The sequence below is a fragment of the Curtobacterium sp. NPDC088465 genome, assembly GCF_044753165.1.
GTDB lineage: Bacteria > Actinomycetota > Actinomycetes > Actinomycetales > Microbacteriaceae > Curtobacterium.
Window position 1 is genome coordinate 870,879 of record NZ_JBIVMR010000002.1, and the last position, 20,167, is coordinate 891,045.

Below are 20,167 nucleotides of genomic sequence, written 5' to 3' on the forward strand. Positions count from 1 at the left end.
GAGCGCGCCGTTCCCGACACCACACGCGTCGATCGACGGGTGCGGTGTCGCACGATGAACGCGCACCGGGTGCGGTCGCATGCTCCGACGTTGCACGCGTCGATCGACGCGTGCAACGTCGCGAGGACGGGCGGCAGCCGTCAGACGAAGGCGGCCTCGCCCGTGATCGCCCGGCCCACGATGAGCGTGTTCACCTCGCGCGTCCCTTCGTACGAGTAGATCGCCTCGGCGTCGGAGAAGAACCGCGCGACACCCTTGTCGAGGACGATGCCGTTGCCGCCCTGGACCTCGCGGCACCAGCCGACGGTCTCGCGCATCTTCGCCGTCGCGAACGCCTTCGCCATCGCGGAGTGCTCGTCGCCGCCGATCCCCTGGTCCTGCATCGCCGAGGCCTGCGTGCACAGCGCGATCGACGCGGTGATGTTCATCAGGGACCGCACGAGCAGGTCCTGCACCATCTGGTGCGCGGCGATCGGCTTGCCGAACTGCACGCGCTCGCGGGCGTAGGCGAGCGCTGCCTCGTAGGCACCGATCGCGATGCCGACGGCCTGCCAGGCGACCTCCGTACGGGTGAGCCGGAGCACCGCCGCCGTGGTGCGGAACGAGTCCGCGCGCTGGAGTCGGCGCGACTCGGGCACCCGGACGCCGTCGAGCACGATGTCGGCGTTCTGCACGGTGCGCAGCGCGATCTTGTCCTCGATCTTGGTGGCGGTGAAGCCCGGCGTGTCCGTGGTGACGAGGAAGCCCTTGACCTGCTGGTCGGCGACGTCCTTCGCCCAGATCACGACGACGTCCGCGAAGGTCGCGTTGCCGATCCACCGCTTCTCGCCGTCCAGCACCCAGGTGTCGCCCTCGCGCCGCGCCGTGGTGCGGAGCCCGCGCGCCGAGTCACTGCCCGACAGCGGCTCGGTCAACCCGAACGCGCCGACGACCTCGCCTCGGGCCATCCGCGGCAGCCACTCCTGCTGCTGCTCGTCGCTGCCGCCGACGGCGATCGAGTTCATCGCGAGGCCGGACTGCACCCCGATGAACGTGGAGACGCCGGCGTCGATGCGACCGAGTTCGAGCGCCGCCCAACCGCGGTACACAGCCGAGTTCTCGAAGTGCCGCACGAGCGGGATGCCCGGGCCGTACATGCCGAGCTCGGCGAGCGGCGCGATGGTCTGCACCGGGAACTCCGCACGGGCCCAGTACTGGTCGGCGATCGGACGGACCTCGGCCTCGAGGTACGCACGCAGCTGCCCGAGCGACTCCCGCTCACGGGCCGTGAGCCCCTCCTGGAACCGGTAGAAGTCGGACTCGAGCAGAGGCGTGTCGGTGATCGACGTTGACATGACACCAACGATGCATCATTCTCGAAAACGTTGCAAGACCGGAATCGGCACTCAGGGGGAACGGTGAGGAACGAACCACTCGGCACGCTCGGGTCGACGCTCGTCCCGAGCGCGCTCGCGGCCAGACTGGAGGCCCACGGCGACTCCCAGCGCGCGTTCCGGTCGGCGCGACGTGCGTTCATCGACGGAGCGCGCATCGACATGGGCTCGCTCGCGTCGTCGCTCGGTGTCGACCGCACCTCGCTGTTCCGGTGGGTCGGCAACCGCGACCAGTTGCTCTCGGAGATCCTGTGGTCGCTCGCCGTACCGACGTTGGACGCCGCGGGGCGGGCGGCGGCCCCGTCCGGCGCGGCGCGGATCGTCGACGTGCTCGACCACTTCACGGCGGACCTCATCCGCGCGCCGTACTTCCGCGCCTTCCTGACCCGCGAACCGAGCCGCGCCCTGCGCCTGCTCACGACGACCGACAGCGACGTGCAGCGCCGGTTCGTCGCCGTCGTGACCTCCGTCATCGCGACGGAACAGGAGGCCGGGGCGTTCGACCCGGCACCGCTGTCCGCTGAGGAGCTCGCACGGCTGCTGGTCCGCGTGTCGGAGTCGTTCACCTACGCGGACCTGATCTCCGGCGACGACCCCGATCCCGTCCGGGCGAGGACGACGTTCGCGTACATCCTCCGCCCGTGACGGCCGGGGCCCGTCGCCGTCCGGTCACTTCTGCGCGGCGAGCTCCAGGTTGATGTCGTCCGGGTCCTGCACCGAGAGGATGACCATGCCGGCGTCCCCGAGGTCGGTGACCTCGCCGTGCTCGATGCCGGCGGCGTCGAGGCGTTCGGCAGCAGCGTGCAGTTCGTCGACGGAACCCACGACGAAGCTCACGTGGTCGAGGCCGACGGTGTCCGGGTCGAAGCGCTGTCCGCTCGGCGCGACCGGACGCAGCCCGAAGAGCTGGTCGCCGACCGGGAAGATCGCGCCGCCGTAGAGCCGCTCACGGTCCTCGCTGATGCCGGGCTCGTCGGCGTGCTCGCTGAAGTCCATCGCCGGTGCCGTACCGAGCAGCTGCTCGTAGAAGGCCTTGCTGCGGTGGATGTCGGTGACGGTGACCCGCACGTGGGCGAGGCCGAGGGGCTTGACGATCTGTTCGCTCATGCACCCGAGCCAACGCCGGAGGGCTGAGCGACACCGGGCAGCGTGCGGCTACCGGCCAGCCCGGCGCACCCGGTCGGTCAGGCGTCCGACGGTCGCGGCGCCGCGAGCTCGAGGTTGATGTCGTCCGGGTCCTGCAGCGACAGGACGACGAGTCCGAACGGTTCGAGGTCCGTCACCGCCCCGTGCACGATGCCCGCCGCGTCGAGCCGTTCGACGGCGCGGTGGAGGTCGTCCACGGACCGGACCCGGAGGCTGAGGTGGTCGAGGCCCACCCGGTCGGGGTCGAAGCGGTCCCCCGCGGGAGCGACCGGTCGGAGCCCGAGCGTCTGTCCGTGGAACGTGAACGAGCACCCGCCGTACGTCCGCCAGGGGTCGTCGTGGATCGTGGGGTCGTCGATCTCGTCGCTGAAGTCGCTCCCGGGGGCCGTGCCGAACAGCTGTGCGTAGAACGCCTTGCTCCGTCGGATGTCCGTCACGGTCAACCGGACGTGCGCGAACCCCTGCGGATCGACGATGCCGCCGTCGGCCGTCCTCACCGGAAGCCCGCGGTGTCGAGGACGTGCCGAGGGAGCCCGTGGCCCGTGCAGCGATCTCGACGTCGGACGCCTCGGAAGACATCGCGCACGTGGTCGCCGCAGCCGGTCCACGAGGTCTTGCCGCACACCGGGCACTGGACGGACTCGCACATGCGATCGACGGTACGCAGCGCGGCTGCCGGACGGTACGGCGCACCGTCCCCCACGCGTCCGACGGTCCGGAAGGCGCACGGACCGCCTCGCGCATCGAACCACGAATGCGACATCGAACCAGCGCGCGGTGCTGGTTCGATGTCGCTTCCGTGGTTCGACTCCGGCCGCCCGCGCGTCGGGCGGCCCGGTCGAGCCGCCCGACGCCGGTCAGATCAGCGCGTCGGTGAGGTGGTTCGGCGTGCCGAAGCGGTGCGCCGTGATCGACACCGCCTGCTCGCGGAGGAACGGGAGCAGCTCGATCCGGCCGGCCTCGGTCACGGGCTCCCCGTACACGGCGACGTCCGGACGGCCACCGATCGCGGTCGTCAGCGCCGCGGTGTCGCCGCCGACGAGCCGCACGCGGGTGGACTCGCCACGCTCGACGCGCTTCGCGAAGGCCTCGTCGGACTGCCCCTCGGCGACGGACCGGACGTTCGGGAGGGCGCGGACGGCCGATGCGACGACCGACGGCAGCGCGGCCACCGACGAGACGTCGATCGTCGTCCCGGCGCGGACCGCCGCGGCCACGACACGCACGAGGTCGGCGACCGCGGGCTCCTCCGCCGACGCCAGGCGGACGTGGACTCCGGGGTACGGCAGGTACCGCGCGATGTTCCGCTCGGCCGAGAGCGCCGAGACGTCGACCGCTGCACCGAAGAGCGACGACCAGGCCTGCTCGTCGGACGCGGCGGCCCGCTCGAGCGACCCCGACGTGACCCCGGCTGCGCTGAGGAACGAGCGCACGGGGGCGGACGTCGCCCCACCGGCCGACGCCGGTGCCGGCGACCACGAACCGAGCCCGAGCAGGTAGTTCAGCCCGCCCGCCTTGGTGCCGGCTCCGACGGCGGACTTCTTCCACCCGCCGAAGGGCTGCCGCCGCACGATGGCACCGGTGATCCCGCGGTTCACGTAGAGGTTGCCCGCCTCGATCCGGTCGAGCCACGTGCCGATCTCGGACGCGTCGAGCGAGTGCAGTCCCGAGGTCAGGCCGTAGTCGACCTCGTTCACGATGTCGATCGCCTCGTCGAGGGTCTTCGCGGTCATGATGCCGAGGATCGGGCCGAAGTACTCGGTGCGGTGGAACGCCGAACCACGCCGGACGCCGTCGCGGACACCGGGGCTCCACAGCTTGCCGGTGTCGTCGAGGCGCTTCGGTGCGACCGCCCACGACTCCCCCGAGCCGAGCCTCGTCAGACCCTCGAGCAGCTTGCCGGCGGCGGGCTCGATGATCGGCCCCATCTGCGTCGTCGGGTCGGTCGGGTACCCGACGGTGAGCGAGGACACGGCGTCGAGGAGCTGCGAGCGGAAGCGGCGCGACGACGCGACGGACCCGACGAGCACCACGAGCGAGGCGGCGGAGCACTTCTGCCCGGCGTGCCCGAAGGCGGAGGCGACGACGTCCTTGACCGCGAGGTCGAGGTCGGCGGACGGGGTCACGATGATCGCGTTCTTGCCCGACGTCTCCGCGAGCAGCGGCAGGTCCGGACGGAACGACCGGAACAACTCGGCCGTCTCGTACGCGCCGGTGAGGATCACCCGGTCGACCTGGGGAGCGGCGACGAGCTGCTTGCCGAGGTCGTCCTCGGCCACCTGGACGAAGGCGAGCACGTCGGCCGGGACGCCGTGGGCGTCGAGCGCGGTCTCGATGACCGTCGCCAGCACGGCACCGCAGCGCTCGGCCGGCGGCGCGGGCTTCAGCACGACGGCCGACCCGGCAGCGAGGGCCGCCAGGGTCGAGCCGGCCGGGATCGCGACGGGGAAGTTCCACGGCGGCGTGACCAGCGTCAGCGCGGCCGGCGAGAAGGACGCGCCGTCGACGTCGTCGAGCTGCGCGGCGAGCTCGCCGTAGAAGTGCGCGAAGTCGATCGCCTCGGACACCTCGACGTCGGCCTGGTCGATCGTCTTGCCGGCCTCGGCCGCCATGACCTCGACGAGGGCGGCGCGGTTCGCCTCCAGCGCGTCACCGACGGCGTGGAGCACCGCGCCGCGCGCAGCACCGGACCACGAGCCCCACTCGGTCCCGGCGGCGCGGACGCGACCCAGGACGGTCTCGAGCTGCTCGGCGGAGGTGAGCCGGGCCTCCTGGACGGCGCGTTCCCCGAGCGTCGACGTGGCGACGCGCGACGTGATCGCCGCACCCCACTCGCGGACCGTCGCGACCGACGGGTCGCTGTCCGGCGTGTTCTCGAAGTGACCGGGGCGGGGCCGCTCGACCGCCGCGTACCGGTCGCCGACGCGGTGCGGCGCCGGGGCGTCCAGGCCGCCGGGCTGCGAGAGCGGGGCCAGGGAGTCGCGGAACCGTGCTTCCTCGCGGGCGAAGAGCGCGGGCGACGACGCCAGCGAGAAGACCGCCGACATGAAGTTCTCCTGCGACGCGCCTTCCTCGAGCCGTCGGATCAGGTAGGCGATCGCCACGTCGAACTCGCCCGGGTGGACGACCGGCGTGTAGAGCAGCAGCGAGCCGACCGTGCGACGGACCGCCTCGGCCTGCCCCTGCGCCATGCCGAGCAGCATCTCGAACTCGATGCCGTCACGGACGCCGCGCTCCCCGGCGAGCAGCCAGGCGTGCGCGACGTCGAACAGGTTGTGCCCGGCGACGCCGACGCGCACGTTCGCGATGCGCTCGGGCGTGAGGGCCCAGTCGAGCACGCGCTTGTAGTTGGTGTCCGAGTCCTGCTTCGTGTGCCAGGTGGCGAGCGGCCACCCGTGCACCGAGGCCTCGACCTGCTCCATCGGCAGGTTCGCGCCCTTGACGAGGCGGACCTTGATGTCGGCACCGCCGCGGGCACGACGGGCGGCCGACCACTCCTGCAGGTGCTGCATCGCGGCGAGCGCGTCCGGCAGGTACGCCTGGAGCACGATGCCGGCTTCGAGGTCGGTGAACTCCGGCTCGTCGAGGAGCTTCGTGAAGACCGCGATCGTCAGGTCGAGGTCCTTGTACTCCTCCATGTCGAGGTTGATGAACTTGCGCGGCGAGCTCTGCACGGCGCGACGGAAGAGCGGGCGGAGCTTCGCGATGATGTCCTCGACGGCGTGGTCGAACGCCCACGGCGAGTGCGGGTGCACGGTCGATGAGACCTTGATCGAGACGTAGTCGACGTCGTCACGGGCGAGGAGCCGCTGCGTGCCCTGGAGCCGGCGCGAGGCCTCCTTCTCACCGAGCACCGCCTCGCCGAGCAGGTTCACGTTCAGTCGGACGCCGTCGCGCTTGATCTTCGCGATCGCCGGCCCCAGCTTGGCGTCGGTCGCGTCGACGATGAGGTGTCCGACCATCTCGCGGAGCACCCGCCGCGCGATCGGGACGACGACACCGGGCAGCACCGGGGCCATGCCACCGCCGAGCCGGACGAGCCCGCGGAGCGCGGCGGGCAGGAACCCCGGCGCACCGGGCGCGATCTGCCGGAGCTTCCGGGCGGCCACCCCGAGGTCCTCGGGCCGGACGACGCCGTCGACGAACCCGACCGCGAAGTCGAGCCCGGCCGGGTCGGCGAGGACGCCTGCGAGCTGCTTCGCCGAGCCGTCGACCGGGTAGGTCTCGGCCTCGGCCAACCACTGGCGGACGAGGGCGACGGACTGGTCCGCCAGGTCGTCGTGCGGGGTCGGTGCGGCTTCGGCGTCGCGTGCCTGGAGGTCGGTCATGGGTTCAGTGTGGAGTTCGAGAAGCGTAAGCGGAAGCAACTCCTGCTGATGCGTACCGTGCAGGACAGCTACTGTTTCTGCATGCTCGATGTCCGTCGTCTCGTCCTCCTCCGGGAGCTCTCGATCCGGGGCACCGTGGCAGCCGTCGCGGAGGCCCTCAACTTCACGCCGTCCGCGGTGTCGCAACAGCTCGCCGTGCTCGAGCGTGAGGCCGGCGTGCCCCTGCTCCGCAAGGTCGGCCGTCGCCTGCAGCTCACCCCGCAGGCCGAGGTGCTCGTGCAGGCCGCCGGGCACGTGCTCGACGTGCTCGACCAGGCGCAGGCGCAGGTGGAGTCGTCGCTCCCCACGGTGCAGGGACGGGTCCGCGTGGCGGTGTTCCAGTCGGCCGCCCTCGCCCTCATGCCGAACGCGCTGCACGAGATGGCCGTCGCGCACCCGGACGTGCGCATCGAGATGGTCCAGCGCGAGCCCGAGACGGCACTGCACGAGACGTGGGCCCGCGAGTTCGACATGGTGATCGCCGAGCAGTACCCGGCACACACCGCGCCGCACCTGTCCGGGCTGCACCGGTCGGACCTGACGACGGACGAGGTGCGCCTCGCGCTACCGCCGGTCGACACGGCCCTGGCACCGGTGTCGTCCATCGAGGACGCCGAGGCGATGCCGTGGGTGATGGAGCCCCGCGGCACGGCGTCGCGGCACTTCGCCGAGCAGGTCTGCCGCCGGTGGGGCTTCGAGCCCGACGTGCGGTACGAGACCGCCGACCTGCAGACCCAGATCCGCCTGGTCGAGTCCGGGAACGCCGTCAGCCTCATGCCCGACCTGATGTGGACGGGTCGGACCACCACGTGCCGGCTCGTCGACCTGCCCGATCGTCCGCGACGGACGATCTTCACCGTGGTCCGCGCCGCAGGGTCGTCCTCCCCGGCGGTCCGTGCGCTCCGCGACGCCCTCGAACGCGCGGCGGCGTCCGTGCACCGCTGACCCGCAGCCTCCCGTCCGCCCGTCACGCCGTGGCCGGCCGGGAGGCTCCTCCCGCGGCCCCGCCGTGTCCCTCGCGGACACGACGGGGCCGCTCCACGTCCACGGGGACACGGGCCGTCGGCTGCCCGTCCCACCGGGGCACGCGTCGGTAGCGTGGGCCGCATGCCCACGCTGCTGCACATCGACTCCTCCGCCGACCTCGCCCACTCGCGTTCGCGCGCCCTGACCGCCGCGTTCGCGGACGCCTGGCGCGCCCGCGGGCCGGAGTACACGGTGGTGCGCCGGGACCTGCACGTCGACCAGCTCCCGCACCTCGAGACCTCGGCACTGCACTGGGCAGCGTCCGACCGCACCGCCGAGGAGTCCGTCGCGCCCGAGGCCGAGGCACTCCGCCAGGAGGTCATCGACGAGCTCCTCGCCGCGGACGCCGTCGTCGTCGGGGCGCCGCTGTACAACTACACGGTGCCGTCGACCCTCAAGGCCTGGATCGACCGGGTCCACGTGCCCGGGGTCCTCGCCGGCGACGTCCAGCCGCTCGCCGGTCGGCCGGTCGTGACGGTCGTCAGCCGCGGCGCCACCTACGACGCCGGCTCCCCGACCGAGACCTGGGACCACGGCTCGCCCGTGCTGCACCTGATCCTCGGGACGGCGCTCGGCATGAAGCTGTACCCGGTGACCGTCAGCGCCACTCTCGCGGACCGGATCCCGGACCTCGCACCGCTCGCCGAGCACGCGTCGGCCGATTTCGCCGACGCCCGGACCACGCTCGAACGACTCGCCGCGACGGTCGTCTGAGCCGGACCGGAGGCAGCTGGACCGGAGGCAGCTGGACCGGCGTCAGCCGGACCGATCTCAGTCTCGCCGGATCTCGTCCGCCCGGCCGAGCAGGTCCGCGTGGAAGGCCGTCTGCGTCAGCGTGCTCGCGAGCAGGAACCCCGTCATCGAGTCCATCCCCCCGCTGAACGGCACGCGCGAGGCGACCTCGAACAGGGTCGGGGACGTCAGGGTGTCGAGCGCCGCGGCGACGTGGTGCGAACGCTCCGCTCGGTGCCGGGCGAGCGTCCGGGCACGCGTGACGACGTCGCGGAAGCGGTACTCGTGCCCCGGACAGACCTCGAGGTCGCCGTACCCGTCGAGCCGTGCGAGGGAGGACAGGAGGTCGCCGAGCGGGTTCGTGGTCGTCCGGCCGCCGAGTCCGATCCCGGAGTTGATGCGCGGCAGCACGTGGTCGCCGGTGAAGAGCAGCCCGTCGCCCTCGTCGACGAGGCACAGGTGCCCGGCGGTGTGCCCCGGTGTCCACAGCGCCCGGACCTCGCGCCCGGGGATCGGCAGCACGTGGCCGTCCGCCACGAGCAGGTCCGCGAAGGGCTCGACGGCGCGACCGAGGCCGATCCGTCGTCCGCTCCCCCACGCGGCGACCACGCCGGCGACCAGCTCCGCGGGCAGCCCCCACCCGGCGATGTCGGCGTCGTTCGCGGCGGCGTCCTCGCGCTCCCGCCGCAGGGCCTCGACCTCGAGCCGGTGCATCGCGATCCGAGCCCCGCTCGCACGCCGGAGCGCGGCGGCAGCACCGAGGTGGTCGGCGTGCAGGTGCGTCACGACGACGAGTCCGACCTGGTCGACCGAGCGCCCGATCGCCGCGAGACCGGCGCGGAGCACTGCGAGCTCGTCGTCCTCCGCCCAGCCGGGGTCGATCACGGCGAGGGTCCCGTCGGTCCCCTCCACCACGTAGGACAGGGTCGCGTCCGGCACGCCCCCGCGGAACGGCACCGCGAGGGTCCAGACGCCGGGGCGCACCTGCTCGACGGGCGGCAGGACGCCGTCGCGGAGCGCGGCGGCCTGCACGGGGCTGATCGGTTCCGGTGCCGGCGCTGCCGGCGGGGGCACGGTCGTCACGCGACCACCCTAGTGACGACGCCAGCGCGCCGGGGTGGGCCGCGCCTCCCGGTCGGGACCCGTGCGCGTCGCGACGGACGGACCAAGCCGAGCCGAGCCTCCCGTCCGCCGGAGCGACCGCGAGTAGACAGGCCACATGGAGATCGCACCGATGCTCGCCAAGGCCGTCGCCACCGTGCCCGACCCCGACAGCGTCCGCGGCGGGCTGCGGTACGAGCCGAAGTGGGACGGCTTCCGGGGGATCGTGACGGTCGACGGCGACGACGTCACCATCGGCAGCCGCGGGGCGAAGCCGCTCACCCGGTACTTCCCGGAGCTGGTGGAGGCCTTCCGCGCGCAGTTCGGCGGACGCGACCACCCCGTCGTGCTCGACGGCGAGGTGGTCCTGCGGAGCGGCGAGCCGGGGAGTGAGCACCTGGACTGGGAGGCCCTCTCCCAGCGGATCCACCCGGCGGAGTCGCGCATCCGCACGCTGAGCGTCGAGACCCCCGCACAGTTCGTCGCGTTCGACCTCCTCGCCGTCGACGGGACGGAGCTGCTGGACCTGCCGTTCGACGAGCGGCGCGAGCGGCTGGAGGCACTCGCCGACGGCATGACCGACCCGCTGTTCGTCACCCGCACCACGCTCGACGTCGACCTCGCCCGCGAGTGGCTGACCACGTTCGAGGGCGCCGGCCTGGACGGCGTCGTGGCCAAGCCCCGGGCGAAGGCGTACGAGCCGAACAAGCGCACCATGCTCAAGGTGAAGCACCACCGGACCGCCGACGTCGTCGCGATCGGGTACCGCGTGCACAAGAGCGGCAGCGGCGTCGGCTCGCTGCTCGTCGGGCTGTACGACGCGGACGGTGACCTCCGCCAGGTCGGCGGCGTCTCCGCCTTCACCGACCGCCGGCGGCAGCAGTTGGTGGAGGAGCTCGAGCCCGTCGTGCTCCGCGATGCGGACGGGAGGCCCGTCACCGGTGACGGGGAACGGTCGCGGTTCTCGTCGGGTCGCGACACCTCGTTCGTCCGGCTCGCGCCGGAACGCGTGCTCGAGGTGCGGTACGACCAGATGGAGGGCGACCGGTTCCGGCACACGGTGCAGTTCGAGCGGTGGCGGCCCGACCGCGACGCCCGGTCGTGCGGGTTCGAGCAGCTCGATGTCCCATCTGCGTACGACCTGCGCGACGTGTTGTCCTAGCGCTTGCACCGGCCGCCGCGCGTCAATATGCTCGCAGTAGTTAGGCTAACTAGTGACTTCCGGACGGGGATCCGGGGGCGCGGTGGAGACGGGAGCGGGACATGATCATCGACGGCATCAGCGACGCCAACCGAGGCACCTGGTCCCGCCTGACGCGACTGCACACGGCGAGCGTCACGCTGCCGATGCACACCAGCCGGGTCGCGAAGCCCGAGCACCGCGCCGAGGACGTCGCCGCGGCCTGAGCCGGCCCGGTCAGGGCCGGTCCGTCTCGCACGGTCCGTTCCGCGCTTCAGGCCTTCTTGGCCCGGGACGGCTGCACGCGCGGCGGCTCCCCCGGCATCTTCGGGAAGTCGGGCGGGAACGGCAGCTCGCCGAGCCCGGACGCCAGGTCCCGTTCCCACCACCCGAGCAACGGAGCGATGTCCCCCGGCTCCGCGTGCATCGACTCCCACGGATCGCCGAGGGTCCGCAGCCGTTCCGGGACGGTGATCACCGTCAGGGCCGTCGGGTCCACGCTGTCGAGCTCGTCCCAGGTGATCGGCGTCGAGACGCTCGCATGTGCCAGGGCTCGCGGGCTGTAGGCGCCGGCCATCGTGCGGTCGCGGTTCGCCTGGTTGAAGTCGACGAAGACGCGCTGCCCGCGCTCCTCCTTCCACCACGCCGTCGTCACACGGTCGGGCATCCGCCGCTCGAGCTCCCGCGCCGCCGCGATCACCGCGTGACGGACGTCGAGGAACTCGTGCTCGGGCCGGATCGGTGCGAACACGTGCAGGCCGCGGTTGCCGCTGGTCTTGATCCACGCCGTGAGCCCGACCTCGTCGAGCACCTTCCGGAGCTCGTGCGCGACCGGCACGGTGTCGTGGAAGTCGGTGCCCGGCTGCGGGTCGAGGTCGATGCGCAGCTGGTCGGGGTGGTCGGAGTCCTCGGCGCGGCTCGCCCACGGGTGGAACACGACGGTGTTCATCTGCGATGCCCACACCGCGACCGCCGGCTCGTCGACCACGAGCTGCGGGTGTGACCGGCCGCTCGGGTAGGTGACGACGACGTCGCGCACGTACTCGGGAGCACCCTTCGGCGGGTTCTTCGAGAAGAACGAATCCCCGTCGATGCCCGACCCGAACCGCTGCAGCGAGATCGGTCGGTCGCCGTTGGCCCGGACGAAGGGCTCCCCGACGGCGACCAGGTACTCGGCGAGGTCGAGCTTCGTGATGCCGACCTCGGGGAAGAGCACGCGGGACGGGCTGCTGATCCGCACCTCCCGGTCGCCGTCCGGACCCGGGACCGTCAGCGTCGTCGCCTCGCTCGCCATGCAGCGGACCGTACACGGCCGGCGCTCCGGGCGTCCCGGCCCCGCCCCGCCCTCCCCGCCGAGCTCTCCCCGCTGAGCTTTCTCCGCCGAGCGGGCCAGATCTGTCACGCGCACCGCCGTCGGCCGACGAGTTCCGCCCGCTCGGCGCGCCACGCGCGGCGTGTCCTGTCCGCTCAGGCGCGGCTGCGGAGGGCCGGCGAGCGGCACGGGGACGGGCGTGGAGCGTCGACCGAGCGACGCCGGGCACGATGGACCGGTGACGGCGTACCTCGGGGTGGACCTGGCGTGGGGCCTCGGCAGCGACCGGAAGCCCGCGAACGAGACCGGTCTCGTCGCGATGGCCGATGACGGCACGATCACGGACGCCGGGTGGGCCCGCGGGGTCGACGCCGTGACGGACTGGATCGCGGCGCACCTCGGGCGACGGACCCTGGTCGCTGTCGACGCCTCGCTCGTGGTGACGAACCCGAGCGGCATCCGCGAGGCCGAGCGGCAGGTCGGGCAACGCTACGGCCGGTGGAAGGTCGCGGCGAACCCGACGAACCTCGCCTCGGCGGCGAGCGCCGGGGCACGGCTGCTCGACCGGCTGACGGACCTCGGGATCGGCTACGTCAGCGACACCGCGGCGATGCGGGAGCGCACCGAGCCGGCGGCGTTCGAGTGCTACCCGTACACGACCCTCGTGGGGGTCGAGGAGCTCGGCTACGACGACGAGCGTCCGCGCTACAAGCGCCTCGACCTGAAGCTCCCGGCCGCCGTCGCCCGACAGCGGCGCGCGGAGGCGTTCGACGACCTGGTGCACCGGCTGCGCACGACCCCGCTCGACCCGCCGCTGCTGCTGGACTCTCATCCCCTGACGGCCGGGCTCGCCGACCCGTCGGTGCTGCACGGGCCGACACACAAGCACCGGGAGGACCTGCTCGACGGAGCCCTGTGTGCCTGGACCGCCGCGTTCTGGGAGCGGCACGGCGACGAACGGGTGCAGGTGCTGGGAGGTGATCCGGGCCTCCCGTCCGACCCACCGGACGAGGCGGGCCGCCAGCCCGTCGTGGTGGCACCCGCGCGTGGGTCGCAGCGGCGGCCGCGCGGCTAGGCTCGACGCCGTGAGCACCACGAGCGAACCCCTGCGCATCGGGCTGGTGTCGCTGCACACCTCCCCCGGCGACGAGCCCGGCTCCGGCGAGGTCGGCGGCATGAACGTCGTGGTCCGACACCAGGCCGAGGCCCTGGCCGACCGCGGCCACCAGGTGGAGATCATCACGCGGCGGTCGGCGCCCACGCAGCCGGACAGCGTCTCGCTCGTGCCGGGCGTGTGCCTGCGGTTCCTGTCCGCCGGGCCAGCGGAGCCGGTGCCGAAGGGCGAGCACGACGCGTTCATCGAGCCGTTCCGGGCGGGCCTCGAGGAACTCGGCCCCTACGACGTGCTGCACTCGCACCACTGGTTCTCCGGCGTCGCCGCCCTGCCCGTCGCCCGCGAGCGGGGCATCCCGCACGTGCAGTCCTTCCACTCCATCGCGGCCGAGTCGGACACTCCCCTGTCCGAGGGCGAGCGTCCCGAGTCCGCTGGCCGTCCCGCAGGTGAGCGGATGCTGGCGCGCGACTCCGACGCCGTCGTCGTCGTGTCGTCCGCCGAGGCGTCGACCGTCCGCACGCGTCTCGGCGGCGACGAGTCGCGGACGTGGATCGTCCCGCCGGGCGTCGACGGGTCCGTCTTCCGCCCCGCCGGCGCCGGCGCGCGCCGCGCGGAGACACCGTACGTCGTCGCGGCGGCACGCGTGCAGCCGCTGAAGGGGCTCGACCTGGCGATCGAGGCGGTCGCGGGCATCGGCCAGGAGGTCCGCCCCACCCTCGTCATCGCGGGCGACGCCTCGAGCGAGGCAGGCGACTACGTGGACGAACTGCGTCGGCTCGCCGCCGCGCACGGCATCGCCGACCGCGTGACCTTCGTCGGTCCGCAGTCGCGTGCCGACCTGGCGTTCCTGTTCCGTGGCGCAGCGGCCGTGCTCGTGCCGTCGCACTCGGAGACCTACGGACTCGTGGCGCTCGAGGGCTCCGCCTCCGGGGTGCCCGTCGTCGCGGCGGCTGCCGGTGGGCTGCGGGAGGCCGTGGTCGACGGGGAGACCGGGGTCGTGCTCGAGTCCCGGGACCCGGGCGACTGGGCTGCGGAGATCGAACGGATCCTGACCGATCGGACGTACGCGGCCGGGCTCGCCGCCGCGGGTCGGGAGCACGCCGAGCGCCTGAGCTGGGAGCGCTCGGCGGCCGGACTCGAGGACGTGTACCGGCGGGTGCTCGGACGCTCGTGACGGCCGGAAGCGCGGGGATCGACCGGCCGGGGTCGGCTGGCGGGCTCGACCCGTCGGGGTCGGCCGGCGGGCTCGACCTGTCGGGATCGGCTGGCGGGCTCGACCTGTCGGGGTTCTGGGCCGCGCTCGACGCCGTGCCGGTGGCCGAGGACGCCGAAGCGCTCTACTCGACCGACTCGGCCGAGGGTCGACTGCGACGGGCGAACCTGTCGGCCTACCTGTCCCACGTCGGGGCAGCGGCCGACACCGTGCTCGTCGCCGAGGCCCCCGGCTGGCGCGGCATGACCAACACGGGCATCCCCTTCACGAGCATGCGGGAGCTCGGCACGCTCGGCTTCGACGTCCTCGTGCCGCCGGAGCCGACCGCGCCGTGGGAGGCATCGTCCCGGGTCGTGCACGCGGCGTTGCAGGACTGGTCGGGTCCGCTCCCCCTCGCCTGGGCGATCTTCCCGCACCACCCCTTCGTCGCGAGCGACCGGCAGACGAACCGGACCCCGCGTCCGGCCGAGGTCCGCGACGGTGCTCCGGTCGCACTCGCGCTGCTCGAGGCGCTGCGGGACGCTCGTGCCGCCGATCGTGCCGGTCGCCGCCGGGACGTGCGGGTCGTCGCGGTCGGGCGGAAGGCACAGGGGGCGCTCGCGCTGGCGGGCATCGACGCCGTGGCGGTGCGGCACCCGGCGCAGGGCGGCGCGGCGCAGTTCACGGAGCAGGTGCGGGCGCTGCAGGGGTAGCGCGGTCCCCGCCGGGCGGAACGACGAATCCGCTGTCGGACGACACCCGCGATGTCGCACCAGCCCACACAGCCGAGCACCGTGGGAGCGAAACGACGGACCCGCTGTCGTACGACAACCGCGATGTCGCACGAGCCCGCGAACGCTCAGTGTGCGGGCGGGCTCGCGGGCGGAACGACGATGACGCTGTCGCACGACAACCGCGATGTCGCACGAGCCCGCGAACGCTCAGTGTGCGGGCGGAACGACGATGACGCTGTCGCACGACAACCGCGATGTCGCACGAGCCCGCGAACGCTCAGTGTGCGGGCGGAACGACGATGCCGCTGTCGGACGACAACCCCGGTGTCGCGCGGGCCCGCGCGCAGTGTGCGGCTGCGATGCCTCGGCGCCCGAGCGTCGCGGGCTCAGGCGGAGCGGACCTCGACGCCCTTGGCTGCCAGGCGCTCGGTCACGTGCGCGGGCAGCGGCGCGGCGGCGTACACGGTCGTCAGCGCGGGGAGGTCGAGCACGTCGTCCCAGTTCTGCGGGTCGTAGCGGTCGTCGGACCCGTCCCACCCGGGGTGGACGTCCTGCAGGACTTCGAGGTCGGAGTCGACGGTGAGCTCGGTCACCAGCGCCAAGTGCGACGGCAGCAGGTCGAGGTCGTCGTAGTACTCGCGAGCGCGGTCGTCCTGTCCCTCGACGTCGAGGTCCTCACCGGCGTCCTCGTCCTCGTCGCCGTCGTAGGGCTCCAGCACGTCGAGGTCGTAGCAGAGGACGTCGAGCACGAGCAGCTTGGCGTTGAAGTCGGCGAACTCGACGGGCTCTTCGGTGGTGTCGGAATCGTCGTGCATGCCCCGGAGCGTAGCCACCGGAGCCCGTGAGCGACCGCGCGATCGCATCACGGGCGTGTTGCAGCCGGCGTCGATCTTCCTGTGAGAGTAGACAGAGTGCCATCCCTCGGGAAAGGCTGACGTATGACCACCACCAAGTCGGACACGACGCAGCAGGAGCAGCCCACGCTCAAGCGCGTCATCGGTCCCAAGCTGCTGCTGCTCTTCATCGTCGGCGACATCCTGGGGACGGGCGTCTACGCGCTCACCGGCCAGGTCGCCGCCGAGGTCGGCGGTGCCGCATGGCTCCCCTTCCTCATCGCCTTCGCGGTCGCCCTGCTCACGGCGTTCTCGTACCTCGAGCTCGTGACGAAGTACCCCCAGACGGCGGGCGCCGCGCTCTACGTGCACAAGGCGTTCGGCATCCACTTCGTCACCTTCATCGTCACGTTCATCGTGATGTGCTCGGGCATCACGTCGGCGAGCACGGCCTCGCGGGCGTTCGCGGCGAACCTCGGCGCCGGCTTCGGCCTCGAGCTGCCGAACGGCGTCGTCATGCTCATCGCGATGGGGTTCATGCTCGCGGTGATGGCGGTCAACTTCCGCGGGGTCAGTGAGAGCGTCAAGACGAACGTGGTGCTCACCCTGGTCGAGCTGTCCGGTCTGGTGATGGTGATCCTCATCGGCTTCTGGGCGATCGCCGGTGGCAACGCGGACTTCTCGCGCGTGGTTATGTTCGACACCCCCGAGGACAAGACGCTGCTGCTGTCGGTGTCGACCGCGACCTCGCTGGCCTTCTTCGCGATGGTCGGTTTCGAGGACTCGGTGAACATGGCCGAGGAGACCAAGGACCCGTCGCGGATCTTCCCGAAGGTGATGCTCACCGGCCTCGGCATCACGGCGGTCATCTACGTGCTCGTGTCGATCTGCGCCGTCGCGGTCGTGCCGATCGGCGAGCTCGCCGGCAACGAGACCCCGCTCGTCACGGTCGTGCAGACCGCGGCGCCGGACTTCCCCATCGCCGACCTGCTGCCGTTCATCTCGATGTTCGCGGTCGCCAACACCGCGCTGATCAACATGATGATGGCGTCCCGGCTGCTGTACGGCATGAGCAAGCAGGGCGTGCTGCCAGGCTTCCTCTCGCGAGTGTCGCCGGCGCGTCGCACGCCGTCGACCGCGATCGTCTTCACCACCGTCATCTCGCTGCTGCTCATCGGCTGGGTCTCGCTCGACCCGGACTCCCCCATCGTCGTGGTCCTCGGCGGCACGACCTCGTTGCTCCTGCTCTCGGTCTTCACGGTCGTGAACCTCTCGGTGCTGGTGCTCCGTCGCGACCGCGTCGGGCACAAGCACTTCCGGGCCGGTGTCGTGATCCCCGTCATCGGCGTGGTCACCTGCCTGTGGCTCGTCCTCCCCTTCTCGTCCGGTCGCGACCCGCAGCAGTACCAGATCGCCGGCGCACTGCTGGGGCTCGGCGTCCTGCTCTGGCTCCTCACGTGGTTCACGCACGGCCGGAAGCAGACCGAGAAGGCGCCCACCGGACTCGTCACCGAGCCGACCGCGGTGGTCCGACCGGGCACCGGCCACCGGCACCACGAGGACGGCGACGGCGGACACGGCGACGCGGACGGCCATCGCCGGGACGGCTGATGGAGGCGTCCGAGGTCATCTTCGCGATCTCCATCGGGACGATCGTCCTGCTCTCGCTGTCGGCTGCGTTCCGATCCGGCCGCCGACGCGACTGACCGGAGATGGGCGCCGCCGACAAGACCGACCGGGAGCACGGGGCCGCCGACACCCCCGATCGGGCGGCTGCGGTTCCCAGCCGACGCCCGTACGCTCGTCGTGCCCTGCACCCGACCGTCCGGTACTCGCGACGGACCGCCCGCCCGGAAGGACCCCGACATGCGCCGCGCCGGCATCACCATCGCCTCGGTGTTCGGGGCAGGCGTGGTCGCGGCCGTCATCGGCGTGGTGGTCGTCGTCGTCATCGCGGTGCACTCGCTGACCGGCGCAGCGAAGTCCGTGACCGCGGCGCCCGCCTGTCCCGACGTCGCCTCGCGCACGATCGGCGGCATCGTGGTGCCCGCAGGCCCGGTCGCCGGCTTCTGCCAGGACCGCCTGGTGAACGCCGCGTACGTGATCGAGGCCGCCCAGGCGCTCGGCATCGGCCCGCACACCCAGGCCGTCGGCGTGATGACCGCGATCGGCGAGTCGAGCCTGGTGAACCTCGACCACGGGGACGCCGCAGGACCGGACAGCCGCGGGCTCTTCCAGCAGCGCGACAACGGCGCGTGGGGCACGTACGAGCAGCGGATGGACCCGTACACGGCGGCGACGATGTTCTACGCGAAGCTCGTGAAGACGCCGGGGTGGAAGACGATGACCCCGACCCAGATGGCGCACGCGGTGCAGATCAACGCGGACCCGGACCACTACGCGAAGTTCTGGCCGGAGGCGAAGGCCGTCGTCGAGGGTCTCACGGGGCAGTCGGTGCCGGACACCGCTCCCCAGGGCTGAGGTCACCGCAGCACCGGCCCGAGCTCCTCGGCGTCGTGGAGCTCGACCATCGACGCCCCCGTGGCGTTCACGACGACCTGCCCCCGCAGTCGCACCGCACGCTCGGCGAAGGCGCACGCGCAGGCGTCGATCCACTCCCAGTCGACCGGGAACAGCTGCGTCTCACCCGGCCGTTCCCACGCGAGCACGACCTCGGACGCAGCGTTGTCGACGCAGACCTCCGCGACCAGCGTGGCGAAGTCCTCGACGTGCTCGTCCGGCTGCAGCGGCAGGTCCGACACGGGCAGCAGGAACGGGATCGGCAGCGCCCGTTCGTCGAGGAAGAGCACCCAGCACTGCCGCCGGATCGGGGGCCCGACGACCCCGGAGACGAGGGCGACGACGTCGGCGTCGGTCCGGGCGGACGTGGTGAACAGCTGGTCGAGCACTTCGGTTCCTGACATGCTCCGAGCCTGCGGCCCGAGCCCGGCGGGCAGCAGCGTCGACCGACGATCTGTGGACGACGATGCCGAGATCACACCCTGTGCAGGACGACCGACAGGAGCCCGGCAGATCCCCGGCAGGAGCCCGGCAGGACGAGCGTCAGAACCCGTGCTGCACGGCGGAGTCGACGAGCAGCAGGGCAGCGAAGAACACGACGACCTGCGCGGCGATGCCGACCAGCACCAGGGGCCACGCGAGCCGTCGCCTGACGAGCCGCAGGACGCAGCCGACGACCGTCCCGACGAGCACCAGCACGACGAGCACCGGACCGACGGTCACCACCCCGCCGCCGAGCCCGGCGTCGCAGGTGTTCCCCGGCGCCGCACACGAGTGGAACGCCATCGACAGGAAGACGATGCCGCCACCGACGGCCACCGACTCGACGGCCAGCAGGACGAGCAGCAACACCGTGGCGACCACGTCCGCGACGCGGCGGTGCGTGCCGGCGGCGAGCCGTGCCTCCCGGCCGACCGCGGCAGCCGACGCAACCGCCCCGTCCGACCCGACCCCTGCAGCCGACGCGACCGCCCCGTCCGACCCGACCCCAGCAGCCGCCCCGTCCGACCCGGCCACGCCGACGGACCCGGACGACACGTCCGGGTCCTGCGACGCCGCCGGGACAGCCATCAGCGCCCCGTACCGGACCCGCGGGTCGACCAGAGCGCCGCCCAGATGAGCAGCGGCTGCCCGAACAGACGGGCGACGCGCTTCTCGTCGGAGTCGAGGCCGAACGCGTCGCGGCGGTTCACCCACTGCGACAGGTTGCCCGGGAAGATCACCGTGAAGAACAGGGCCGCGACCGTGCCGACGGTCTTCCGGCGGCTGCGCGGCGTGAAGAGCAGCGCGCTGCCGAGCCCGATCTCCGCCACACCGGAGGCCAGCACGGTCGTGTCCGTGTCGAGCGGCACGAAGTCCGGCACCTGGGCGCGGAAGTCACGACGGGCGAAGGTGAGGTGGCTGGTGCCCGCGAAGACGAGCGCAGCACCGAGGAGGACACGGACGAAGGAACGCATGCCGTCATCGTGCTCGCTCGCGCAGTGTCCGTCCGGCGCGTCGCGCGGTGATGCGCGGACCGGCCGTCCCCGGAGGCGAG

The 20,167-nt window shown here is 72.5% G+C and carries 20 protein-coding genes; 10 read left to right on the forward strand and 10 right to left on the reverse strand.

Going from position 1 to position 20,167, the window contains the following annotated elements; translation table 11 throughout:
- Positions 1–140: 140 nt before the first annotated feature.
- Positions 141–1,334, reverse strand: coding sequence for an acyl-CoA dehydrogenase family protein (locus ACIP6W_RS11415; RefSeq protein ID WP_066653643.1), 1,194 nt, complete (start codon positions 1,332–1,334; stop codon positions 141–143).
- A gap of 63 nt (positions 1,335–1,397) precedes the next feature.
- Here ACIP6W_RS11415 and ACIP6W_RS11420 point away from each other — a divergent pair, with 63 nt between their 5' ends.
- Positions 1,398–2,018, forward strand: a complete 621-nt coding sequence (locus ACIP6W_RS11420; protein WP_066653639.1) for a QsdR family transcriptional regulator — start codon at positions 1,398–1,400, stop codon at positions 2,016–2,018.
- A gap of 24 nt (positions 2,019–2,042) precedes the next feature.
- Here ACIP6W_RS11420 and ACIP6W_RS11425 read toward each other — a convergent pair whose 3' ends face one another.
- The 3 genes from ACIP6W_RS11425 to ACIP6W_RS11435 form a co-directional block, all read right to left on the reverse strand.
- Positions 2,043–2,480: a VOC family protein gene (locus tag ACIP6W_RS11425; RefSeq protein WP_400429520.1), complete on the reverse strand. Its 438-nt coding sequence runs from the start codon at positions 2,478–2,480 to the stop codon at positions 2,043–2,045.
- A gap of 77 nt (positions 2,481–2,557) precedes the next feature.
- Entirely contained in the window at positions 2,558–3,016 is a 459-nt protein-coding gene (locus ACIP6W_RS11430) for a VOC family protein (protein ID WP_235426541.1), read from the reverse strand.
- Between the two features lie 360 nt (positions 3,017–3,376).
- Entirely contained in the window at positions 3,377–6,847 is a 3,471-nt protein-coding gene (locus tag ACIP6W_RS11435; protein ID WP_400429522.1) for a proline dehydrogenase family protein, read from the reverse strand.
- 81 nt (positions 6,848–6,928) lie between these two features.
- Between ACIP6W_RS11435 and ACIP6W_RS11440 the strand changes: the two genes are divergently transcribed.
- The gene (locus ACIP6W_RS11440) at positions 6,929–7,831 is read left to right on the forward strand and encodes a LysR family transcriptional regulator (protein WP_209683161.1); all 903 of its coding nucleotides are present in this window, start codon (positions 6,929–6,931) and stop codon (positions 7,829–7,831) included.
- Positions 7,832–7,993: 162 nt separating this feature from the next.
- A complete protein-coding gene (locus tag ACIP6W_RS11445; RefSeq protein WP_209683164.1) occupies positions 7,994–8,626 on the forward strand; it encodes an FMN-dependent NADH-azoreductase in 633 nt (210 codons plus the stop codon).
- Positions 8,627–8,683: 57 nt separating this feature from the next.
- Here the strand turns inward: ACIP6W_RS11445 and ACIP6W_RS11450 are convergent, their stop codons facing one another.
- The gene (locus ACIP6W_RS11450; RefSeq protein ID WP_400429525.1) at positions 8,684–9,727 is read right to left on the reverse strand and encodes an MBL fold metallo-hydrolase; all 1,044 of its coding nucleotides are present in this window, start codon (positions 9,725–9,727) and stop codon (positions 8,684–8,686) included.
- A 136-nt stretch (positions 9,728–9,863) separates the two neighbouring features.
- On the opposite strand from ACIP6W_RS11450, the gene ACIP6W_RS11455 reads away from it, so the two are divergent.
- Together ACIP6W_RS11455 and ACIP6W_RS11460 are read left to right on the forward strand one after the other, a co-directional pair.
- Positions 9,864–10,907, forward strand: a complete 1,044-nt coding sequence (locus ACIP6W_RS11455) for an ATP-dependent DNA ligase (protein ID WP_066653615.1) — start codon at positions 9,864–9,866, stop codon at positions 10,905–10,907.
- A gap of 101 nt (positions 10,908–11,008) precedes the next feature.
- The gene (locus ACIP6W_RS11460; protein WP_153257421.1) at positions 11,009–11,152 is read left to right on the forward strand and encodes a hypothetical protein; all 144 of its coding nucleotides are present in this window, start codon (positions 11,009–11,011) and stop codon (positions 11,150–11,152) included.
- Positions 11,153–11,199: 47 nt separating this feature from the next.
- Here the strand turns inward: ACIP6W_RS11460 and ligD are convergent, their stop codons facing one another.
- Positions 11,200–12,219 carry a non-homologous end-joining DNA ligase gene (gene ligD / locus ACIP6W_RS11465; RefSeq protein ID WP_400429526.1) on the reverse strand — a complete coding sequence of 340 codons (1,020 nt, stop codon included), beginning with the start codon at positions 12,217–12,219 and terminating at the stop codon, positions 11,200–11,202.
- Between the two features lie 256 nt (positions 12,220–12,475).
- Here ligD and ACIP6W_RS11470 point away from each other — a divergent pair, with 256 nt between their 5' ends.
- From ACIP6W_RS11470 to ACIP6W_RS11480, 3 genes are read left to right on the forward strand one after another with little or no spacing between them, the layout of a single operon-like run.
- On the forward strand, positions 12,476–13,312 hold the full coding sequence (locus ACIP6W_RS11470) for a DUF429 domain-containing protein (RefSeq protein WP_400429528.1): 837 nt from the start codon (positions 12,476–12,478) through the stop codon (positions 13,310–13,312).
- 10 nt (positions 13,313–13,322) lie between these two features.
- Entirely contained in the window at positions 13,323–14,525 is a 1,203-nt protein-coding gene (locus tag ACIP6W_RS11475) for a glycosyltransferase (RefSeq protein WP_066658004.1), read from the forward strand.
- Positions 14,522–15,256 (forward strand): hypothetical protein, encoded by a 735-nt coding sequence (locus ACIP6W_RS11480; RefSeq protein WP_400429530.1) that lies wholly within the window; start codon positions 14,522–14,524, stop codon positions 15,254–15,256. The genes ACIP6W_RS11475 and ACIP6W_RS11480 overlap by 4 nt, the downstream gene beginning before the upstream one ends.
- Positions 15,257–15,663: 407 nt before the next feature.
- On the opposite strand, the gene ACIP6W_RS11485 is transcribed toward ACIP6W_RS11480, so the two are convergent.
- Positions 15,664–16,092, reverse strand: coding sequence for a DUF6892 domain-containing protein (locus tag ACIP6W_RS11485; protein WP_209683174.1), 429 nt, complete (start codon positions 16,090–16,092; stop codon positions 15,664–15,666).
- A gap of 123 nt (positions 16,093–16,215) precedes the next feature.
- Between ACIP6W_RS11485 and ACIP6W_RS11490 the strand changes: the two genes are divergently transcribed.
- On the forward strand, positions 16,216–17,721 hold the full coding sequence (locus tag ACIP6W_RS11490) for an APC family permease (RefSeq protein WP_245171099.1): 1,506 nt from the start codon (positions 16,216–16,218) through the stop codon (positions 17,719–17,721).
- A gap of 255 nt (positions 17,722–17,976) precedes the next feature.
- The gene (locus ACIP6W_RS11495) at positions 17,977–18,591 is read left to right on the forward strand and encodes a hypothetical protein (RefSeq protein WP_209683177.1); all 615 of its coding nucleotides are present in this window, start codon (positions 17,977–17,979) and stop codon (positions 18,589–18,591) included.
- A 2-nt stretch (positions 18,592–18,593) separates the two neighbouring features.
- Here ACIP6W_RS11495 and ACIP6W_RS11500 read toward each other — a convergent pair whose 3' ends face one another.
- From ACIP6W_RS11500 to ACIP6W_RS11510, 3 genes are all read right to left on the reverse strand, one after another.
- On the reverse strand, positions 18,594–19,034 hold the full coding sequence (locus tag ACIP6W_RS11500) for a hypothetical protein (RefSeq protein ID WP_144411277.1): 441 nt from the start codon (positions 19,032–19,034) through the stop codon (positions 18,594–18,596).
- A 139-nt stretch (positions 19,035–19,173) separates the two neighbouring features.
- Positions 19,174–19,701 carry a DUF6264 family protein gene (locus ACIP6W_RS11505; RefSeq protein ID WP_326496248.1) on the reverse strand — a complete coding sequence of 176 codons (528 nt, stop codon included), beginning with the start codon at positions 19,699–19,701 and terminating at the stop codon, positions 19,174–19,176.
- Positions 19,701–20,087 carry a hypothetical protein gene (locus tag ACIP6W_RS11510; RefSeq protein WP_066653598.1) on the reverse strand — a complete coding sequence of 129 codons (387 nt, stop codon included), beginning with the start codon at positions 20,085–20,087 and terminating at the stop codon, positions 19,701–19,703. The genes ACIP6W_RS11505 and ACIP6W_RS11510 overlap by 1 nt, the downstream gene beginning before the upstream one ends.
- Positions 20,088–20,167 lie beyond the last annotated feature (80 nt).

Coding starts and splice junctions, on each gene's coding strand:
- ACIP6W_RS11510 (WP_066653598.1), bottom strand. CDS start 20,087: ATGCGTTCCTTCGTCCGTGTCCTCCTCGGTGCTGCGCTCGTCTTCGCG.
- ACIP6W_RS11435 (WP_400429522.1), bottom strand. CDS start 6,847: ATGACCGACCTCCAGGCACGCGACGCCGAAGCCGCACCGACCCCGCAC.
- ACIP6W_RS11425 (WP_400429520.1), bottom strand. CDS start 2,480: ATGAGCGAACAGATCGTCAAGCCCCTCGGCCTCGCCCACGTGCGGGTC.
- ACIP6W_RS11505 (WP_326496248.1), bottom strand. CDS start 19,701: ATGGCTGTCCCGGCGGCGTCGCAGGACCCGGACGTGTCGTCCGGGTCC.
- ACIP6W_RS11440 (WP_209683161.1), top strand. CDS start 6,929: ATGCTCGATGTCCGTCGTCTCGTCCTCCTCCGGGAGCTCTCGATCCGG.
- ACIP6W_RS11500 (WP_144411277.1), bottom strand. CDS start 19,034: ATGTCAGGAACCGAAGTGCTCGACCAGCTGTTCACCACGTCCGCCCGG.
- ACIP6W_RS11490 (WP_245171099.1), top strand. CDS start 16,216: ATGACCACCACCAAGTCGGACACGACGCAGCAGGAGCAGCCCACGCTC.
- ACIP6W_RS11460 (WP_153257421.1), top strand. CDS start 11,009: ATGATCATCGACGGCATCAGCGACGCCAACCGAGGCACCTGGTCCCGC.
- ligD (WP_400429526.1), bottom strand. CDS start 12,219: ATGGCGAGCGAGGCGACGACGCTGACGGTCCCGGGTCCGGACGGCGAC.
- ACIP6W_RS11495 (WP_209683177.1), top strand. CDS start 17,977: ATGCGCCGCGCCGGCATCACCATCGCCTCGGTGTTCGGGGCAGGCGTG.
- ACIP6W_RS11415 (WP_066653643.1), bottom strand. CDS start 1,334: ATGTCAACGTCGATCACCGACACGCCTCTGCTCGAGTCCGACTTCTAC.
- ACIP6W_RS11455 (WP_066653615.1), top strand. CDS start 9,864: ATGGAGATCGCACCGATGCTCGCCAAGGCCGTCGCCACCGTGCCCGAC.
- ACIP6W_RS11485 (WP_209683174.1), bottom strand. CDS start 16,092: ATGCACGACGATTCCGACACCACCGAAGAGCCCGTCGAGTTCGCCGAC.
- ACIP6W_RS11445 (WP_209683164.1), top strand. CDS start 7,994: ATGCCCACGCTGCTGCACATCGACTCCTCCGCCGACCTCGCCCACTCG.